This is a genomic window from Aeromicrobium duanguangcaii (genome assembly GCF_024508295.1).
In the GTDB taxonomy this organism is placed as follows: domain Bacteria; phylum Actinomycetota; class Actinomycetes; order Propionibacteriales; family Nocardioidaceae; genus Aeromicrobium; species Aeromicrobium duanguangcaii.
On sequence record NZ_CP101990.1, the window covers coordinates 2,076,692 to 2,095,224 of the forward strand.

Here is an 18,533-nt window from a genome sequence, read left to right on the forward strand (position 1 = left end):
ATGAAGCATATACCTTTACTTCGAGGAAATGAAGATGACGCCTTCACAGCGATTCGAGCGGCTGCGACGCGGGCGGGCCGGCAGGGTGCTTGGCCACCCAGTTCGTCGCCGCCTTGTGCCCCGCCTCGAACAGGCTCGTGCGCTGCTCGGGCGTCAGGTCGAAGTCGGTGAACCGCACACCCTTCGGCTTGGCGAAGATGCTGCGGTCAATGGACGCCGGATCGCTCACGTGACGGACCTGGGTCGAGTCCACGGTGGTCTTGATGAGGTTCTCCAGCAGCGCGACGGGCGAGGTGACCGGCTTGGCCTTCGCCCGCTCCCCCGCGGGCGAGCTGAGCCGGACGCCGAGCGTGGGCCAGCGGCTGGGCTTGCCGTCGGTGCGGTCGAAGACGTCGATGGGATAGGTGCGGAGCAGGGATCCGTCGACGAGCGTCAGTTTGCCGAACTGCGAGTTCACCTTCACCGGCTCGAAGAAGAACGGGATCGCGGACGAGGCGCGCACTGCCCGGGCGACGGGATAGTCGAACGGATCGCGGTCGTGCGCCTCGAGGTCCCACGGCAGGAACATCGCGCGCTGACGCGACAGGTCACTGGCGGTGACGACGAGGCGGAACGACTGGTTCTGGGGAAGGGAGCTGCCGGGGTCGTCGAAGTACAGGTCACCGAAGGTCCGCACGCCCAGGTCGGCCAGGACGCCGCGCAACCACTGGTCCAGGTGCCGCCCGGGATGCGCACCGAGGTGGAACAGCATCCCCCACAGGTCTGCCACGCGCGGCGCCCACTTCAGGTACTTCGCCGCGGGCCGCCGGTCGACGAACGCCATGTAGTCGATCGTGCGCATGATCTCGTCGACCCGGCTGAATGGCTCGTTCGCGTGCTGCATCGCCGCCATGATCGAGCCGACCATCGCGCCGGCGGACGACCCACCGATCCGGGCGAACGAGTACCCGTTCTCCACGAGGGCTGTAGCGGCTCCGACCAGGGCGATGCCCTTGACTCCCCCGCCCTCCAGGACGAGGTCGACCGTGCGCTCGTTGTCCACGGTTCGACTCTAGGGCGTGGGGACGGGCATGGCTGACGGGTAGCAGTTCGCCCCCATTCAGACCGCGTCCTATCGCCCAGAATGCAGCAGAATCTGTCGCAAGGAGATCCTCAATCCACCGATCTAGGCGCCCGCCTGATGAAACACTCGAGCATGCGCACACTCCTCGTGACGATTGCGTGTGCAATCTCGCTCGCGGGATGCACCGCCTCGAGCGACGGGAGCTCGAGTGATGAAACGGACAAGTACACCCAGACGTGGACGAAGTCTTATTCGGAGACGACGTGCGAAGACTGGAACAGCGCGATGACCGACGCGCAACAGTTCGCCGCGGCGGCTGACATGCTCACCGGGGCTCGAAACAACGGCGATGGCGGAACCGGGCTCCCCGCTGACTCTCTCATCGAGCAATTCCAGGCCGGAATGACGACAGCTTGCGTTGTGCCAACCGTGAACCTCGCCGAGATGAGCGCGATGTTATATCTCACCGAGCGGCAGACGTTCAGTCCCTAATTGACAGAGCCCTCAACCCTCCTATCGAGCGACACCGCCGACCCGGACCACTCGCGAAGATGATGGGTGGACTCATACCCACGAGCTCGGAAATGAGTCATTCCAACGCGTAGCGTTCCGCAAGCGGCCGTGCATTCCGGCGCGATTTCGACGACGCGGCTACGAAGCTGGACGATGCTGGCGTAGCAGATGGTCGAACTCGCGGATGACGTCGTGGACGGCTGCTGCGATTTCGGCGTTCCAGTGATCGGCGGTGGGAGTGAACTGGGACCAGTGGCCGTCGCGGAGGTGGCTGAGGGTCAGTTCGCACGTTCCCAGGCTGCTGTCGACGTTGATCCAGAGCTCGACACTGAGCACACCTTCGTAGGAACGGCTCGGAAGTCGGAGGTCCGCGGGCACGTGCTCGTAGAGGTCGCTGGTCTCGGCCTCGTACAGGACCGAGGTGGTCGTTGAAGGGCTCCAACCCTGTGTGCCGAACCAGAATCCGTAGCGATGCAGCACCGGGCCCGCAATGTCGTGGACGGCCCGCTGAACCTCGTCTTGCGCACGCTCGGAGGCTTCGGCACGTTCACGACGGGCTCGGCGCCTGAATGAGTCCATGCCTCATGGTGCCGGAGAAGATGGCCGCCATGCCATCGCACACGGCTGTCGCGTCTATCCGCCGCTTGATGGGCGACACGTGCGCTCGGGGGCCGTGCCGGGCTCGCGCCGATGTCAGGTTGTCGATAGGGAACCGCCTGGTCCGCTTAACCCGCGAACGTTGCGAAGGTCCAATGGTTGCCGTCAGGGTCGGCCACCGTGAAGTCACGCGATTGATAGTCGGTCTGGTCGACGATCTCGCGCACAACCCTCGCCTCCAACTCGAGCGCCCGGGCCAGCACCACGTCCGGATCTGCGGTCACCACGTGCAATGACGCCGTCCCGGGCAGGCACGGCGTGGGCCGCTCTCCCGTGCTCGAGAGCAGGATCCGGCCGCCCTCCGGCCAGTCAAGTTGTGCGTCATTCCGCCGCTATTAGGGGCCGGAAGTTGCGCGAGCCCTCAGGTGCCGCAGTAAGTGGTGTAGCGACCAAAGTCATCTGGTGCTGGTTTGGCGTATCGCTCCAGCCCCGGACGCTCCTCGAACGGGCGCTGAATGACCTGCAACAGCTGCTGAACCGGACCGAGATCACCGCCCGTGGCGGCGTCGAGCGCCTCCTCCACCAGATGGTTGCGTGGGATGTAGATGGGATTGGCGCGGTCCATCGCGACCGGGTCGGGTCCGACCGCCTGCCAGCGCAGCAGCCACTCGTCGATCGCTGCCAAGTCGACGAACAGTCCCCGGAAGGGCTCGGCATCACCGCGGGCTGCCGAGGCCAGCGCGCGGAAGCCGCTGGTCCAGTCGACGTGGTTGCTGTGCAGGAGATCGAGCAGCTCCTCCCCCAGCTTCACCGCGACTGCGTCCTCCAGGCCCACGGGAAGACCGAGCTTCGCCTGCAGACCCGCCGCATACGTGGCCGTGTACCTCGTGGCGAACCTGCCGAGCGACTCCATCGCGAGCTCGACGGCGGTGTCCTGGTCCTGCGCGATCAGGGGCAGGAGCGTCTCCGCGAACCGCGCGAGGTTCCACTGGGCGATCGCGGCCTGGTTGCCGTAGGCGTAGCGGCCGCCGACGTCGATCGAGCTGTAGACCGCGCCGGGGTCGTACGCCTCGATGAACGCGCACGGCCCGTAATCGATCGTCTCGCCGGAGATCGTCATGTTGTCGGTGTTCATGACGCCGTGGACGAACCCGATGAGCATCCACCGGGCCACGAGGTCGGCCTGCGCCTCGACCACGGCCTCGAACAGCGCCCGGTACGGATTGTCGGCAGACGCGGCTGTCGGGTGATGGCGCTCGATCGCGTGGTCGGCGAGACGTCGCAGCAGCCCCACGTCGCCGGTCGAAGCGGCGAACTGGAACGTGCCCACGCGGAGGTGACTGCCCGCCACCCGCGCCAACACGGCTCCGGGCAGCATCGTCTCGCGACGCACGTCGCGTCCGGTGGCGACGACCGCCAGCGAGCGCGTCGTGGGCACACCGAGGGCATGCATCGCTTCACTGATCACGTACTCCCGCAGCATGGGCCCGACGGCGGCCAGCCCGTCGCCGCCGCGCGAGAACGGCGTACGCCCGGAACCCTTCAGGTGAAGATCGCGGAGCCGTCCCTCGCGGTCGGTCAGCTCGCCCATCAGCAGTGCCCGGCCATCGCCCAGCCGCGGCGAGTAGCCGCCGAACTGGTGACCGGCGTATGCCTGGGCGACCGGCGTGGCATCCGGCGGCACCGACGTGCCGGTGAGGAGTCCGACACCGTCGGGCGCCCGGAGTGCGGCCGCGTCCAGGCCGAGATCGGCGGCCAACAGATCGTTGAGCACCAGCACGTTCGGGTCCGGTGTCTCCTCGCCCCGCCACGGCACAGCCAACTCCGGGAACTCAGCGGCAAAGCGGTTCGAGAGTGGTGCCGTCACGGGAGTTGTCGTCACCCCGTCCAGCGTACGGACGTCACGAGGCACGCTCAAAGCTGAACAGTGCCGCTGTCCCCCAGGTCGGGCTGCTTGTCGGTGACGAGGCCCTTCGCCAGCTGGACGGCCGCGGTGACCTTGCCCGGGGACTCCCAGTACTCGGCGGTGGTGCCGTCGATGCGCAGGGCGATGTTGCCGGGGTCCTCGGGGCTGCCGGACATGAACGCGCCGGACGAGGCGTCCCACAGGTCCTCGACTTTGCCGCGGTTCTGCTCGACGTGCGCGGTGCCGCTGAGCGAGACCCAGCCCGCGTCGCTGGAGTAGGCCACGTTCACCCGCGGGTCCGCCTCGAGTGCCTGCACCTTCTCGCTGCTCTGCTCCGTGAGGAACCACGTCGTGCCGGGGTGCTCGAAGTCCTGCACGCCCATGGGCGTGGACACGAGCGCACCCTCACGGGACACGTATGTCAGGACGGCGATCCGGGCGTCGCGCATGATCTTGGTGACGGTCTCGAGCTGGTCGTCGTGAGTGGTCATTCATCGACCTTCACATGCGCGTCGGGCTCGCGCCTCCCGGAGACGGCTCAGGCGACTTGGTACGTCAGGCAGTCCGCCACGTCGGCGCCGGGACCGACGCGGATCGAGTCGGCGTGGCACTCCAGCGCGTCGTTGTGGGTGCAGTCCGAGCGGTGGCACGCGCCGACCGACGCGGTCGCGGTGGGCAGGCCACCGGAGACGCTGATGTCGATGAACGTCCCGCAGCCGGCGTCGGAGCCGGTGATGTTGATCGCCCCGGCGTGACACTCCTGGTCGGCGTTGTACGAGCACCCTGCGACAGCGCAGTCGTGGACGAGTGGCAGTTCTTTGATCGACATGGTCGCCTCCAGCGATGGTCCTGTTTCGACGGTACGACTGCACCCCCTGACTGAGGGAAGACTCAGAACACGGCCAATTCGGCAGTTCGTCGGCGTCGAGGAGTTCTGTCGGTGGGGCCCACTACGTTGGACCCATGAGCCCGAACCGCATCGCCGTCGCGTGTGACGCCGCGCGCCGTCGACGCGCGATCGCGGACTTCGAGGAGTGGTCGCTCATCGTCGGTCACCACGACCGACAGACGGCCGAGATCGACCGCACCGACGACCTCGTGCTGTCCAAGGAGCTCGCCCGGCGCGAGGTCGTGCTCGAATTGGCTCAGGCCCTGCATGTCACCGAGCGCACGATCTGGGCGATCGTCTTCGAGAGCCGGATGCTCCGCGAGCGCACGCCAGCAGTGTGGGAGGCGTTCCGTGCGGGCGACCTCGATGCGGCGCGCGTCTCCGCGATCGCCGACTGTGCCGAGCGACTCCAGACCCGTGCGGCGTGGACGATGCTCGAGCACTCCGCTCCCGAGTACGCCGCCACCCACACCGTCAGCGAACTCCGGTCCTGGCTGCGACGCCTGCGCGCCCGGCTCGAGCCTGAGGAGACGAAAGCCGAGACGGCCAAGGCGGTCGAGGACCGGCGCGTGTCCATCACGCACAACGACGACGGCACCAGCTGGCTCAACGCGCTGCTGCCCACGGGGGTGGCCATCGCCGTCGGCGACCGCCTGCGCAAGGCCGCCAAGGCACTCCCCTCGATCGATCCCGAGACCGACGAGAAGGACCGCCGCACCCGCGACCAGAAGATGGCCGACCTGCTCGCGCACTGGCTCACGTGCTCCGAGGGCACCGCCACCGACATCCGCGCCGAGATCGCCATCAGCATCGCCGCCACCGACCTCATCGGGCTCACCGACGGGCCTGGCCTCACCCTCGACGGCGAGCCGGTCGGCAGCGAGTGGGTCCGCGAGCTGGCACAGTCCGAGCACGCCGTCCTGCGTCGGCTCGTCCTCGACCCGATCGGTCAGGTGCTCGACACCACGGTCCTCAGCTACCGACCACCACAGTCACTTAGGCAAGCGCTCCGCTGGCGGGACGGCACCTGCCGCGTGGCCGGGTGCCGGGCACCCGTCCACGAGACAGATCAGGACCACGCGATCGACTACGACTCCGGCGGCGAGACCTCGGGTGCGAACCTCAGATGCCTGTGTCGCAAGCACCACAACATGAAGTCACACGGTCACCTCGACGACCGTTACCTCGACCCGCCCCGGCGTTATGTCGAGCGCTACCTGCCGTGCCCGCCAGTGGTGACGGTGATCGACATGGTCGACCCCGCCCGCCTCATCGCCTGAGCGCGCTCAGGAGAGCTTCTCGATGATGAGCTCGCGCACCCGGCCGGCGTCGGCCTGACCGCGCATCTCCTTCATCACGAAGCCGATCAGCGCACCGGCCGCAGCCTGCTTGCCGTCGCGGATCTTCTGCGCCGCGTCGGGATCGTTGGCGATGGCGCGGTCGACGGCGTCGCCGAGGGCTCCGTCGTCGGACACGACCTCGAGGCCGCGGGCGACGACGACCGCCTCGGGATCGCCCTCGCCGGCCAGCACCCCCTCGAAGACCTGACGGGCCAGCTTGTCGTTGATCCGCTTGGCGTCGATGAGGCCCTGGATCTGCGCCACCTGGGCCGGCGTGATCGCCAGCGCCTGCAGATCGGTGCCCTGCTCGTTGGCCGTGCGGGCCAGCTCGCCCAGCCACCACTTCTTGGCGGACTGGGGCGTCGCGCCCGCGGCGATCGTTTCGACGACGAGGTCGAGCGCGCCCGCACCGACCGTGTCGCGCATGTCCAGATCGCTGAAGCCCCACTCGGACTGCAGGCGCTTGCGGCGCTCGGCCGGCGGCTCGGGCAGCGTGCCGCGCAGCTCCTCGACCCAGGCCGGGTCCGGAGCGACGGGCGCGAGGTCCGGCTCGGGGAAGTAGCGGTAGTCGTCGGCGTCGGACTTCGGGCGGCCGGCGGACGTGGTGCCGTCGGACTCGTGGAAGTGACGCGTCTCCTGCAGGATCGAGCCGCCGGCGTCGAGGATCGCCGCGTGGCGGCCGATCTCGTACCGCACGGCCCGCTCGACCGAGCGGAACGAGTTGACGTTCTTGGTCTCGGTGCGCGTGCCCAGCTGGTCGGAGCCGAGCGGCTTGAGCGAGAGGTTCACGTCGGCACGCATCGAGCCCTGGTCCATGCGGGCGTCGGAGACGCCCAGCGCCACCATGAGGTCGCGGATCTGGTTGACGAACGCACGCGCGACCGCGGGCGCCTTGTCGCCGGGGACCTCGATCGTGCGGGTGACGATCTCGATCAACGGGATGCCGGCGCGGTTGTAGTCCAGCAGCGAGTGATCGGCACCGTGGATGCGACCCGTGCTGCCGCCGACGTGCAGCGACTTGCCGGTGTCCTCCTCCATGTGCGCGCGCTCGATCTGGATCCGGTACGTCTCGCCGTCGACGTCCACGTCGATGAAGCCGTCGAACGCGATCGGCTCGTCGTACTGCGACGTCTGGAAGTTCTTCGGCATGTCCGGGTAGAAGTAGTTCTTCCGCGCGAAGCGGCACCACTCGGCGATCTCGCAGTTGAGCGCCAGACCCATGCGGATCGCGGACTCGACAGCCTTCGCGTTGACCACCGGCAGCGCACCCGGGAGGCCCAGGCACACCGGGCAGATCTGCGTGTTCGGCTCGGCGCCGAACTCGGTCGGGCAGCCGCAGAACATCTTCGTGTTCGTGTTGAGCTCGACGTGGATCTCCAGACCCATCACCGGCTGGTAGCGGGTCAGCGCTTCCTCGAACGGGACGAGCTTCGTGGCAGTGGCGCTCATCGGGCGACCTCCAACTCGGGAGCCTGCGCGGCGAACGGACGGCCGTCGCGCTCGGCGACGAACCGCTCGAGGGCGGCGGCGGCGTTGTACAGGCGGTCGTCGGCCATGGCGGGGGCCAGGAACTGCATCCCCACCGGCAGACCCTCGGACAGGCCGATCGGCAGCGAGATGCCGGGGACGCCTGCGAGGTTGGCCGGGATCGTCGCGATGTCCTGGGCGTACATCGCCAGCGGGTCGTCGAGCTTCTCGCCCAGCGGCCAGGCCACGGCCGGGGACGTCGGCGAGGCGAGCACGTCCACCTGCTCGAACGCGGCCTCGAAGTCGCGCGCGATGAGCGTGCGGACCTTCTGGGCCGAGCCGTAGTAGGCGTCGTAGTAGCCGCTGGACAGCGCGTAGGTGCCCAGGATGATGCGGCGCTTGACCTCGTCGCCGAAACCGGCGTCGCGGGACGCGGCCATGACCTGCTCGGCGCTGGGGTCGGCGATGCCCTCGGGCATGACCCGCAGGCCGTAACGCATGGCGTCGAACTTGGCCAGGTTGCTGCTGACCTCGCTCGGCATGACCAGGTAGTACGCGGCCAGGGCGTGCACGAAGCTGGGGCACGAGACCTCGACGATCTCGGCGCCGGCCTTCGCCAGCAGCTCGATCGACTCCTCGAAGCGCTGGCGGACGCCGGGCTGGAAGCCCTCGCCGCCGAGCTCGCTGATGACGCCGATGCGCAGTCCGGCCACGTCCGCACGGCGGGCGGCCGCGACGACGGGCGGGACCGGCACGTTCAGGCTCGTGGAGTCGCGGGGATCGTGACCGCCGATGACCTCGTGCAGCAGCGCCGCATCGAGGACCGTGCGGGTGACGGGGCCGGCCTGGTCGAGGCTGCTGGCCATCGCCACGAGACCGTAGCGGGAGACGCCGCCGTAGGTGGGCTTGACGCCGACCGTGCCGGTGACAGCGCCGGGCTGACGGATCGAGCCGCCGGTGTCGGTGCCGATCGCCAGCGGGGCCTCGAACGCGGCCACCGCGGCGGCCGAGCCGCCGCCGGAGCCGCCGGGGATCCGGTTGGTGTCCCACGGGTTGCGGGTGGGGCCGTACGCCGAGTGCTCGGTGGACGAGCCCATCGCGAACTCGTCCATGTTGGTCTTGCCCAGGATCGGCAGACCCGCGGCCTTCAGCTTCGCCACGACGGTGGAGTCGTAGGGCGGGATCCAGCCCTCGAGCATCTTCGAGCCGCACGTGGTGGGCAGGCCCGTGGTGGTCAGGACGTCCTTGACGGCGATCGGGACACCGGCGAGGCCGTGCAGCGACTCACCGTCGCCACGGCGGCGGTCGATGTCGGCGGCCGTCGCGAGGGCGCCCTCGGCGTCGACGTGCAGGTAGGCGTGGATCTCGCCGTCGACCGCACCGATGCGGTCGAGGTGCTGCTGGGTGACCTCGACCGAGGTCACGGAGCCGTCGGCGAGCGCCGCAGCGATGTCGGCCGCGGTGGAGCGGAGCATGTCGGTCATTCTTCTCCCAGGATCTTGGGCACGAGGAAGCGCTGCTCCTCGCTGGCGGGAGCACCGGCGAGCGCCGCTTCGGGCGTCAGGCTCGGTGTCACCTCGTCGGGCCGGAACACGTTGGTGACCGGCACGGGGTGGCTCATGGCAGGGACATCGTCGCCGGCGGCCTGCTGGACGACCTGGACGTAGTCGAGGATCGCGGGCAGCTCGGCACCCAGGCGATCGAGCTCGGACTCGGACAAATCGATCCGCGCAAGACTCGCCAGATGGGCGACGTCATCGCGGGAGATCTCGGGTGACGACATGGTCCCCATCCTAGTGAGCCACGTCCGACCACCGGCACTCAGTACGACGGCCCGTAGTTGATCAGCTCCCAGCGCCCGTCGGCCCACATGACCTCGAACCTGACCGGGTAGGTCTTCTCCGGCTCCTCTGCCCTGGCCGCACCGCTCCTCGGGTCGAGCCGCTGCGAGGGCGGAACGTGGATCTCGGTCTCCACGACGAACCTGTCCGCCAACGGCAGAGTGTCGAGCGACAGGACCCGGAGAGTCGGCCGGTCTTCGTAGAGGTGGACCTCCTGGGCGTAGAACTCGCTGAGGTTCTTTGCCTGGGCGCACGGCACGCACGTCGCAGGGTCGCCGAGATCCGCGAGCACGGAGGGATCCCGGCTGGCGAAGGAGTACGGGCCCACCGATACGACGTAGTCGACGTAGGCGCGCAGGCCCTGCTCGGACTTCACGTCCTTCGGGCGCTCGGGTCTGGCCGACTGGTTCCAGCCTCCGTCCTCCGTCCCCTTCGTCGGTGCGGTGAGCTCGGGGACGGGCGTGGTCCTGTCGTCCTCTCCCCAGCACCCCGCGAGAGGCACCAGCAGCACAAGGGAGATGCCCAGGGCGACGACCCGGGGGCCCTGGTTCATCGCCCGCCGCCGGCACATCAGCATCAATCCCCGGCGAGAGCGTCCGGACCTCCGGCGAGCAGTTTCTTGAACTGCGCCTCGTTGAGGATGGTCAGGCCGAGCTCCTCGGCCTTGGCAGCCTTGGAGCCCGCGTTCTCGCCCACGACGACGTAGTCGGTCTTCTTGCTGACCGAGCCCGAGGCCTTGCCGCCGGCGGCGATGATCGCCTCCTTGACGGAGTCCCGGGTGAAGTCCTCGAGACCGCCGGTGACCACGACGGTGAGGCCGTCGAGCACGCCCCCGGCCGTCGACGCCGCACCCGGGCCGGGATGGTCGGGGATCGCGAAGCGGACCCCGGCGGCCTTCCACTGGTCGACGATCTCCACGTGCCAGTCGACCTCGAACCACTCGATGACCGAGTCGGCGATGATCCCGCCGACGCCCTCGACCGCCGCCAGCTCCTCGCGGGACGCGGCCCGGATCGCCTCGATCGAGCCGAAGTACTGGGCCAGCGCTCGCGCGGCGACCGGGCCGACGTGGCGGATGTTGAGCGACACCAGTTGACGCCAGAAGTCCTTGGTCTTGGCCTTCTCGAGCTCGTCGAGCAGCACCTGGGCCTGCTTGGACGGGTCGCCGGTCTTGACTCGGAACGGGGTGCGGACGACGGGCTCGCCGGTCTTGTCGTCGAGCTTCGGCTCGCCGGTCTCGGCGTCGCGCACCTCGACCTCGATCGGCACGAGCTGGTCGATCGTGAGCGAGAACAGTCCGGCCTCGGAGTCGAGCGGGGCGCCCTTGCCCTGGGTGAGCGCGGCCGCCGTGACCTCGCCGAGCGCCTCGATGTCGAGCGCGCCGCGCGAGCCGACGTGCTCGACCCGGCCGCGCACCTGGGCGGGACACGTGCGCGCGTTCGGGCAGCGCAGGTCCTTGTCCCCCTCCTTCATCGGGCGCAGCGGGGTGCCGCACTCGGGGCACTTCTCGGGCATGACGAAGGCGTGCTCGCTGCCGTCGCGACGCTCGACGACCGGACCGAGCACCTCGGGGATGACGTCGCCGGCCTTGCGCAGCACGACGGTGTCGCCGATCAGCACGCCCTTGGCCTTGACCACGTCCTGGTTGTGCAAGGTGGCCTGCCGCACGACGCTGCCGGCCACCCGGACCGGCTCCATCCGGGCGTACGGCGTCGCACGCCCGGTGCGTCCGACCGAGACGACGATGTCCAGCAGCGTCGTCTGGACCTCCTCGGGCGGGTACTTGTAGGCGATCGCCCAGCGCGGGGCGCGGCTGGTCTCGCCGAGCTCGGGGTGCAGGGCGAGCTCGTCGACCTTGACCACGAGTCCGTCGATCTCGTGCTGGAGCGAGTGGCGCTGACCGCCGAGCTCCTCGACCCTCGCCAGCACGTCGTCGACGCTGTCGAGGACGCGCGTGTTCGGACTGGTGGGCAGGCCCCACTGCTGGAGCAGGTCGTAGACCTCGCTCTGGGCCGAGACCGGCGGACGCTCCCACGCGCCGATGCCGTGCACGTAGAGGGCCAGCACGGCGATGCGCTCCTGCCCGGCCTCCAGCTCGAGCCCGGACTTCTTGTCGAGCTGCTGGCGCAGACCGCCGCTGGCCGCGTTGCGGGGGTTGGCGAAGGCCGGGAACTTGCGGGCGGCACTGGCGGTGGCGCGCTCCTCGCTGACGCCGCGGGCCATCGCCTCGGCGGTGGCCCGCTCGCGCAGCTCGGCCTGGAAGGCGTTGAGGCGCTCGAACTCCTCGATGCCGATGAAGACCTCACCGCGCACCTCGACCAGGGGCGGGTGGCCCTCGCCCGCGAGCTTCTCGGGGATGCCCTCGACCCGGACCGCGTTGACGGTGACGTCCTCGCCCACGCGACCGTCGCCGCGGGTGGCGGCCGACGTGAGCACGCCGTTCTCGTAGCGCAGGTTGATCGCCAGGCCGTCGATCTTGGCCTCGGTGAGCCAGCGCACCTGGCGGCCGGCCGCGCGCTGGGTCTTGGCGCACCACTCGCGCAGCTCGTCGGGCGAGAAGACGTTGTCGAGGCTGAGCATCCGCTCGGCGTGCTCGATCGGCGGCAGCGCCGAGGCCCCAGTGGCCGCACCCACGTTGATGGTCGGCGAGTCCTGGCCCTGCAGCTCGGGGTGGAGCCGCTCCAACTCCTCCAGGCGGTGCATCCAGCCGTCGTACGTGGCGTCGTCGACCAGCGAGGTGTCCTGACCGTAGTAGGCGTTGCGTGCGCCCTCGATCTGCTCGGTCAGCTCGGCGGCCTCGGCACGGGCCGCCTCGACCCCCGGATCTTCCTCGGGCACTGCTTCCTCACGCGATTCCGCCATGGCGACGAGCCTAGTGCGGGCGTCCGACTTGCCGCTGACGCCGGCCGATCTAAGGTGCGGAACATGAGACTGCGCCGGGTGACGACCCGCACTCGCGGGTGGACCCGCCGACGGGCCGGACGCGGCTGGACGTACCTCGACGAGGACGGCCAGGTCATCACCGGCGAGGCCCGCGAGCGCGTCGAAGCCCTCGTCATCCCGCCGGCCTGGCAGGACGTGTGGATCTGCCCGTGGCCCCACGGCCACCTGCAGGCCACCGGCATCGACGAGGCGGGCCGGACGCAGTACATCTATCACCCGGAGTGGGTGCACCGACGCAACCTCGAGAAGTTCGACCGGATCAGCCGGATCGCGACCGAGCTGCCGAAGCTGCGCGCCCTCGTGACCGATCACATCACCGCGCACGACTCCTCGCGCGAGCACGCCGCGGCGGTCGCCGTGCGCATGCTCGACTCGGGCTCGTTCCGCGTCGGCAACGACGTCTACGCGCGCCAGGGCAGCTTCGGCCTGACCACCCTCGAGCGTCGCCACGTGCGCGCCAAGGGCAACACCCTGCTGTTCGCCTTCGTCGGCAAGTCGGGCGTCGAGCACCAGGTCGTGCTGGAGGACGAGCCCGTCGTCGACGCGATCAACCGCATGCGCCGTCGCCGAGGCGGCGGACCCCGGCTGCTCGAGTACCTCGCGAACCGGACCCGGTACTCGCTCGACTCCTCCGACGTGAACACGTACCTGCGCGATCAGACGGGCCTGGAGATCAGCGCCAAGGACCTGCGCACCTGGGCCGGCACCGTGCTGGCTGCCGAGGTGCTGTCGCTGTCTGACGAGCCCGGCGACACGAAGGCATCACGCGACCGCGCCGTGCGCTCGGCGATGACCGAGGTCTCCCTCGCCCTCGGGAACACGCCCACCGTCGTCCGCAGCTCCTACGTCGATCCGCGCCTGATCAGCCTCTACGAGTCGGGCACGGTGATCGCCCGGCAGTCGTTCGAGAACGCCGACGACCCGGTGGAGCGACGCCACGCGATCGAGCGCGAGACGCTGCGCCTGCTGCGCAAGGCCGACTGACCCCGACCATCACGAGATTTGCTCCCAAACCGTCCTTTCAGGACCTCTGAAAGGTGAAAATCGGAGCAAATCTCGGGAATCAGCCGAAGGAGGCGGCTGCAGACACAGCCGTCTCGAGGGCGCGGCGGGCGTCGGGCGGGGTGTGACCGGCGAGGCCGCAGGCGGGAGTCACGGCACCGCGGCCCGCGAACGACTCGACCGCGAAGCCGAGCCGGCCCATGAAGTCCTCGAGCCGCGGGGCGTCGGCGCCGCCGAACCACAGGTCGGTGCCCGCCTCGAACGCCTCGGACCAGTCGTCGGACGGGCTGGCGAGGGACACGTCGAAGGCGATCGCCTCGAACCCCACGCCGGTCAGCAGGCCGACCGGCACGTCCGGGGCGCAGGTGTGCACGACCGGTCGCGCGCCCGCGGCTCGAATAGCCTCGACGACCGGCTTCAGCAGCGCGTCGGCGACCGGCGCGTCGATCGAGCGGTGCCGGCCGAAGCCGCTGGCGGTGGGGATGGATCCGGACAGGACCGCGCTGATCGCGGGCTCGTCGACCTGCACGGTCAGCTCGCCGGAGAACCGGCGACGCAGCTCGGCGACGTGGTCGCCGACGGCCTGGGCCAGGGCCTCGGAGAGCTCGCGGCGCGCGCCGTGATCGGCCACGACCTTGTCGCCGCGAGGACGCTCGACGGTGGCGGCGAGGCTCAACGGTCCGACGATCTGCTGCTTGACCCGGACGTCCTGTCCGGCCAGCAGCTCCTCCATGAGGTCGAGGTCCTGACGCAGGGCCGAGCGGGCCCGGCGCTGGTCCATGCCCTCGCCCGGAGCGAGGCGCCAGCCCGCGGGCTGGAGGTCGATCGGCAGCGGCACCAGGCCGAGCGTGCGACCGAGCATCCCCGACGGCGCACCGCGGCCGGGCAGTTCGGGCACGAACACGATCCCGTCGGCTCCGAAGGTGTCGGCGACGTACCGGGCGACCGGTGCGAACTCCTCGCCCGGCATCGATCCGATCCCTGTAGCACGCATGCCTCGATTGTCCCCCACGACGCTGCTGGGAGGATCGTCGCGTGACCGTCCGACCCGCCACGACCGCCGACCTGCCCGAGCTGGCCGAACTCGCGGCCCGCACGTTCCCGCTGGCCTGCCCGCCGGACATGCCGCAGGAGAGCATGGACGCCTTCATCGCCGAGCACCTCACGGTCGCGCGCTTCGAGGAGTACCTCGCCGATCCGGTGGCGCAGGTCCTGGTGGCCGAGGACGACGGCGGTCTGGTCGGCTACACGCTGACGTTCTCGCGCGAGCCGTACGACGAGCACCTGGCCGCCCTCGTGCGCCACCGTCCCACCGCCGAGCTCAGCAAGTGCTACGCCGATCCCGCCGCCCACGGCACGGGCGTCTCCTCGCAGCTCATGGAGGCGGTCATCGAATCTGCGCGCCGGGCCGGCGCCGCCAGCGTGTGGCTGGGCGTCAACGGCCGGAACGCCCGCGCCCAGCGCTTCTACGCCAAGCACGGCTTCGAGGTCGTCGGCGAGCGACGGTTCGTGGTCGGTGGCAACACGGAGGACGACCTCGTGCTGGAGCGTCAGCTGGCCTGAGCCGGCTCCAGCTGTCGGGCCACGGCTCGCGCGGCGACCCGGCCGGCCCGGTTCGCGCCGATCGTCGAGGCCGAGGGGCCGTACCCGACCAACTGGATCCGCGGGTCCGCGACCGCCGTCGTCGAGGTCGCGAGGGTGTCGCCGAGCTGGATCCCGCCCCAGGGCGAGCGCAGGTGCAGGGGCGCGAGCTGCTCGACATCGGGCCGGAAGCCGGTCGCCCAGATGATCGCGTCAACGGGCTCGAAGGTGCCGCCCGCCCAGCGCACACCGTCGGGCTCGATCCGCTCGAACATCGGCCGACGCTCATAGGCGCCCAGTCGCGCGGCCTCCTGCTCCTGTGGCCGCAGGAGCAGCCCGGTGACGCTGACGACGCTGCGCGGCGGCAGCCCTCGGCGGACCCGCTCCTCGACCCGGGCGACGGCCTCGCGCCCGGCCTGCTCGTCGAATTCGCCGGTGTGCCAGACCGGCTCACGACGGGTCACCCACACCGTGTCGGTGATCGGCCGCAGGAGACCGAGGAACTGCACGGCGGAGATTCCCCCGCCCACGACCAGGACCCGCTTGCCGCGGAAGTGCTCGGGGGCCGGGAACTCGCTCGTGTGCAGCTGCTCGCCCCGGAAGGACTCACGGCCCGGGTAGTGCGGCAGGAACGGGCGACGCCAGGTTCCCGTGGCGTTCACGAGTGTGCGGCTGTGCCACGTGCGGCCGTCCTTCGACTCGACGCGCAGGACACCGCCGTCGTCAAGCACCGCGCGGACCACGACCGGACGCTCGACCGGCAGGTCGTGATGGCGCTCGTAGTCACTGAAGTAGCCGGGCACGAACACGTTGGCCCGCTCGGGTCCGTCCGCCGGGGGCAGCGGCGCGTTCGGCAGGTCGGCGATGCCGTTCACGTCGGCCATCGTCAGGGCGTCCCACCGGTGCTGCCAGGCGCCGCCGGGATGCGGGTTGGCGTCGAGCACCACGTGCGGAACCCCGAGTCGCCTCAGGTGGAACGACGTCGACAGTCCCGCCTGACCGGCTCCGATGACGATGCTGTCCCACACGTCAGCCTCAACCACCCGGGCGCGGCCCCGATTCCCGTCAGGCGGCGACGGTGCGGCTGGTGCGCGCGATCGTGGCCGACCCGACCACGCGGGTGCCCTCGTAGATCACGCACGCCTGCCCGGGAGCGATGCCCGTGGCCGGATCGAGCAGCTCGACCCGCACGGTGTCCCCGTCCACCGTGACCGTGGCGCGGTGCTCGTCGCCGTGCGCCCGCAACTGGACGGTGCACTCGAGCGTCTCGGTCGGCGGCTCGGCGCACCACAGCGGCTTGATGCCCTCGATGAAGTCGATCGCCAGGTGCTCGCGGGGACCCACCGTGACGGTGCCCGAGACCGGCTCGATGTCCAGGACGAAGCGCGGCTTGCCGTCGGGCGCGGGCACGCCGAGGCGCAGGCCCTTGCGCTGCCCGATCGTGAAGGCGTACGCGCCGTCGTGCGAGCCGACGGGCTCACCGGACTCGTCGACGATGGGACCGGGCTTCGGACCGAGCTTGTCGGCGAGCCAGCCCGCGTTGTCGCCGTCGGCGATGAAGCAGATGTCGTGGCTGTCGGGCTTGTTCGCGACCTGGAGGCCGCGACGGGCCGCCTCCTCGCGCACGAGCGTCTTGGGGTCGTCGCCGAGGGGGAAGATCGAGCGGCGCAGCTGGTCCTGGGTGAGGACGCCCAGCACGTACGACTGGTCCTTGCCGTGGTCGACCGCGCGGTGCAGCTCGACGACCTCGCCGGTGGGTCCGTCCGACGTGACGAGCCGGGCGTAGTGGCCCGTGACGACACCGTCGAAACCGAGCGCCACGGCCCGCTCCAGGACGGCGGCGAACTTGATCTTCTCGTTGCACCGCAGGCACGGGTTGGGCGTGCGGCCGGCGGTGTACTCGGCGATGAAGTCGTCGACGACCTCGTCGGCGAACTCCTCGCTCATGTCCCACACGAAGAACGGGATGCCGATCGCGTCGGCCGCGCGGCGGGCGTCGCCGGCGTCCTCGATCGAGCAGCAGCCCCGGGCGCCCGAGCGGTACGAGCGGGGATTGCGACTCAGTGCGAGGTGGACGCCGGTGACGTCGTGACCGGCGTCGACGGCACGCGCGGCCGCGACGGCGGAGTCGACGCCGCCGGACATCGCCGCGATGAGCCTCATCGGGTCCGGCTCCGCACGAGTCCGGCGGTCCGGGCCCGCTCGTGGACGGCGGGCAGGACCTCGAGCAGTCGGTCGACGTCCGCCTCGGTGGACGTGTGGCCGAGGCTGAAGCGCAGGGAGCCGCGGGCCGCGGCATCGTCGAACCCCATGGCCAGCAGGACGTGGCTGGGCTGCGGCACGCCGGCCTGGCACGCCGATCCGGTCGAGACCTCGACGCCCTGGGCGTCCAGCAGCATGAGCAGCGCGTCGCCCTCGCAGCCGGGGAACGTCACGTGGGCGATGTTCGGCAGCCGGTGCTGCGGTCCAGGCTCGGGGTCGCCGTTGACCACCGCGTCGGGGATCAACCGGGAGATGCCCTCGACCAGCCGGGCGCGCAACGACTCGATGCGGGCGGAGGTCTCGGCCTGGGTCTGCACGGTGAGGTCCAGGGCGGTCGCGAAGCCGGCGATCATTGCCGCGCCGAGCGTGCCCGAGCGCAGGTCGCGCTCCTGGCCGCCGCCGTGCAGCAGCGGTGTCGCCGTGGTCTCGCGGCGGATCACCAGGGCGCCGACACCGACGGGGCCGCCGAGCTTGTGCGCCGTCACCGTCATCGCGTCGAGCCCGGTCGCACCGAAGTCCAGGGGCAGGTAGCCCGCGGCCTGGACGGCGTCGGAGTGCACGGGGATGCCGTGGCGACGGGCGATCTCGACGACCTCGGAGACCGGCTGGATCGTGCCCATCTCGTTGTTCGCCCACATCGTGGTGATCGCCGTGACGTCCTCGGGGTTCGCCTCGATCGACTCGCGCAGCGAGTCCAGGCGCACCCGGCCCTGGCGGTCGACGGGCGTGACGTCGATGCGGGCGCCCTCGTGGGCGGCGAGCCAGGTGACCGGGTCGAGCAGGGCGTGGTGCTCGATCGAGCTGAAGACGACGCGGTCACGACGCGGGTCGGCCGACCGGCGCGACCAGTACAGGCCCTTGATGGCGAGATTGTTCGCCTCGGTGCCGCCGGAGCAGAAGACGACCTCGCTGGGTCGGGCGCCAAGTCGCTCGGCGATCAGCTCGCGCGACTCCTCTACGACACGGCGGGCGCGACGGCCGGCCTCGTGCAGGCTCGACGGGTTGCCGGTGCGCAGGAGCTCGGCGTGCATGACCTCGACCGCCTCGGGCCACATCGCGGTGGTGGCCGCGTGGTCGAGGTAGACGCGATCGGGGGTCGTGGTCATCCTCTTCAGCGTAATGGGGGGCC

Annotated in this window: 18 protein-coding genes; 4 read left to right on the top strand and 14 right to left on the bottom strand. The window is 70.2% G+C overall.

Annotation, left to right across the window (positions count from 1 at the left end; translation table 11 throughout):
- Positions 1-43: 43 nt before the first annotated feature.
- Positions 44-1,042 carry a patatin-like phospholipase family protein gene (locus NP095_RS10230; RefSeq protein WP_154597022.1) on the bottom strand — a complete coding sequence of 333 codons (999 nt, stop codon included), beginning with the start codon at positions 1,040-1,042 and terminating at the stop codon, positions 44-46.
- A 153-nt stretch (positions 1,043-1,195) separates the two neighbouring features.
- Between NP095_RS10230 and NP095_RS10235 the strand changes: the two genes are divergently transcribed.
- Positions 1,196-1,555, top strand: a complete 360-nt coding sequence (locus NP095_RS10235; protein ID WP_154597021.1) for a hypothetical protein — start codon at positions 1,196-1,198, stop codon at positions 1,553-1,555.
- A gap of 159 nt (positions 1,556-1,714) precedes the next feature.
- Here NP095_RS10235 and NP095_RS10240 read toward each other — a convergent pair whose 3' ends face one another.
- The 4 genes from NP095_RS10240 to NP095_RS10255 all read right to left on the bottom strand — a co-directional run bounded on the left by NP095_RS10240 (position 1,715) and on the right by NP095_RS10255 (position 4,908).
- The gene (locus NP095_RS10240; RefSeq protein ID WP_154597020.1) at positions 1,715-2,155 is read right to left on the bottom strand and encodes a hypothetical protein; all 441 of its coding nucleotides are present in this window, start codon (positions 2,153-2,155) and stop codon (positions 1,715-1,717) included.
- 439 nt (positions 2,156-2,594) lie between these two features.
- Complete coding sequence (locus NP095_RS10245) at positions 2,595-4,055, bottom strand: protein adenylyltransferase SelO (protein ID WP_222865761.1); 1,461 nt, start codon at positions 4,053-4,055, stop codon at positions 2,595-2,597.
- 32 nt (positions 4,056-4,087) lie between these two features.
- Positions 4,088-4,570 carry a pyridoxamine 5'-phosphate oxidase family protein gene (locus tag NP095_RS10250; protein WP_232419051.1) on the bottom strand — a complete coding sequence of 161 codons (483 nt, stop codon included), beginning with the start codon at positions 4,568-4,570 and terminating at the stop codon, positions 4,088-4,090.
- A 47-nt stretch (positions 4,571-4,617) separates the two neighbouring features.
- On the bottom strand, positions 4,618-4,908 hold the full coding sequence (locus tag NP095_RS10255; protein ID WP_154597017.1) for a DUF1540 domain-containing protein: 291 nt from the start codon (positions 4,906-4,908) through the stop codon (positions 4,618-4,620).
- A gap of 134 nt (positions 4,909-5,042) precedes the next feature.
- Between NP095_RS10255 and NP095_RS10260 the strand changes: the two genes are divergently transcribed.
- The gene (locus NP095_RS10260; RefSeq protein ID WP_232419050.1) at positions 5,043-6,248 is read left to right on the top strand and encodes an HNH endonuclease signature motif containing protein; all 1,206 of its coding nucleotides are present in this window, start codon (positions 5,043-5,045) and stop codon (positions 6,246-6,248) included.
- A gap of 6 nt (positions 6,249-6,254) precedes the next feature.
- On the opposite strand, the gene gatB is transcribed toward NP095_RS10260, so the two are convergent.
- From gatB to ligA, 5 genes are read right to left on the bottom strand one after another with little or no spacing between them, the layout of a single operon-like run.
- Positions 6,255-7,757, bottom strand: a complete 1,503-nt coding sequence (gatB, locus tag NP095_RS10265; RefSeq protein WP_232419049.1) for an Asp-tRNA(Asn)/Glu-tRNA(Gln) amidotransferase subunit GatB — start codon at positions 7,755-7,757, stop codon at positions 6,255-6,257.
- Complete coding sequence (gene gatA, locus NP095_RS10270) at positions 7,754-9,259, bottom strand: Asp-tRNA(Asn)/Glu-tRNA(Gln) amidotransferase subunit GatA (protein WP_232419048.1); 1,506 nt, start codon at positions 9,257-9,259, stop codon at positions 7,754-7,756. The genes gatB and gatA overlap by 4 nt, the downstream gene beginning before the upstream one ends.
- Positions 9,256-9,558, bottom strand: coding sequence for an Asp-tRNA(Asn)/Glu-tRNA(Gln) amidotransferase subunit GatC (gene gatC, locus NP095_RS10275; RefSeq protein ID WP_146828496.1), 303 nt, complete (start codon positions 9,556-9,558; stop codon positions 9,256-9,258). The genes gatA and gatC overlap by 4 nt, the downstream gene beginning before the upstream one ends.
- 38 nt (positions 9,559-9,596) lie before the next feature.
- Positions 9,597-10,169: a hypothetical protein gene (locus NP095_RS10280; RefSeq protein ID WP_232419047.1), complete on the bottom strand. Its 573-nt coding sequence runs from the start codon at positions 10,167-10,169 to the stop codon at positions 9,597-9,599.
- Between the two features lie 23 nt (positions 10,170-10,192).
- Positions 10,193-12,478: an NAD-dependent DNA ligase LigA gene (gene ligA, locus NP095_RS10285; RefSeq protein ID WP_232419046.1), complete on the bottom strand. Its 2,286-nt coding sequence runs from the start codon at positions 12,476-12,478 to the stop codon at positions 10,193-10,195.
- Positions 12,479-12,541: 63 nt separating this feature from the next.
- On the opposite strand from ligA, the gene NP095_RS10290 reads away from it, so the two are divergent.
- Complete coding sequence (locus tag NP095_RS10290; protein WP_232419045.1) at positions 12,542-13,543, top strand: DNA topoisomerase IB; 1,002 nt, start codon at positions 12,542-12,544, stop codon at positions 13,541-13,543.
- A 79-nt stretch (positions 13,544-13,622) separates the two neighbouring features.
- Here NP095_RS10290 and NP095_RS10295 read toward each other — a convergent pair whose 3' ends face one another.
- Entirely contained in the window at positions 13,623-14,555 is a 933-nt protein-coding gene (locus tag NP095_RS10295; protein ID WP_232419044.1) for a uroporphyrinogen decarboxylase/cobalamine-independent methonine synthase family protein, read from the bottom strand.
- A 41-nt stretch (positions 14,556-14,596) separates the two neighbouring features.
- Between NP095_RS10295 and NP095_RS10300 the strand changes: the two genes are divergently transcribed.
- Complete coding sequence (locus tag NP095_RS10300) at positions 14,597-15,124, top strand: GNAT family N-acetyltransferase (protein ID WP_232419043.1); 528 nt, start codon at positions 14,597-14,599, stop codon at positions 15,122-15,124.
- On the opposite strand, the gene NP095_RS10305 is transcribed toward NP095_RS10300, so the two are convergent.
- From NP095_RS10305 to NP095_RS10315, 3 genes are read right to left on the bottom strand one after another with little or no spacing between them, the layout of a single operon-like run.
- Positions 15,112-16,170 carry an NAD(P)-binding domain-containing protein gene (locus NP095_RS10305; protein WP_232419042.1) on the bottom strand — a complete coding sequence of 353 codons (1,059 nt, stop codon included), beginning with the start codon at positions 16,168-16,170 and terminating at the stop codon, positions 15,112-15,114. The two genes, NP095_RS10300 and NP095_RS10305, sit on opposite strands and share 13 nt — an antisense overlap.
- Positions 16,171-16,207: 37 nt before the next feature.
- Positions 16,208-17,305 (bottom strand): tRNA 2-thiouridine(34) synthase MnmA, encoded by a 1,098-nt coding sequence (gene mnmA, locus NP095_RS10310; RefSeq protein ID WP_232419041.1) that lies wholly within the window; start codon positions 17,303-17,305, stop codon positions 16,208-16,210.
- Positions 17,302-18,510: a cysteine desulfurase family protein gene (locus NP095_RS10315; RefSeq protein ID WP_232419040.1), complete on the bottom strand. Its 1,209-nt coding sequence runs from the start codon at positions 18,508-18,510 to the stop codon at positions 17,302-17,304. Before NP095_RS10315 ends, mnmA begins: the two co-directional genes overlap by 4 nt.
- Positions 18,511-18,533 lie beyond the last annotated feature (23 nt).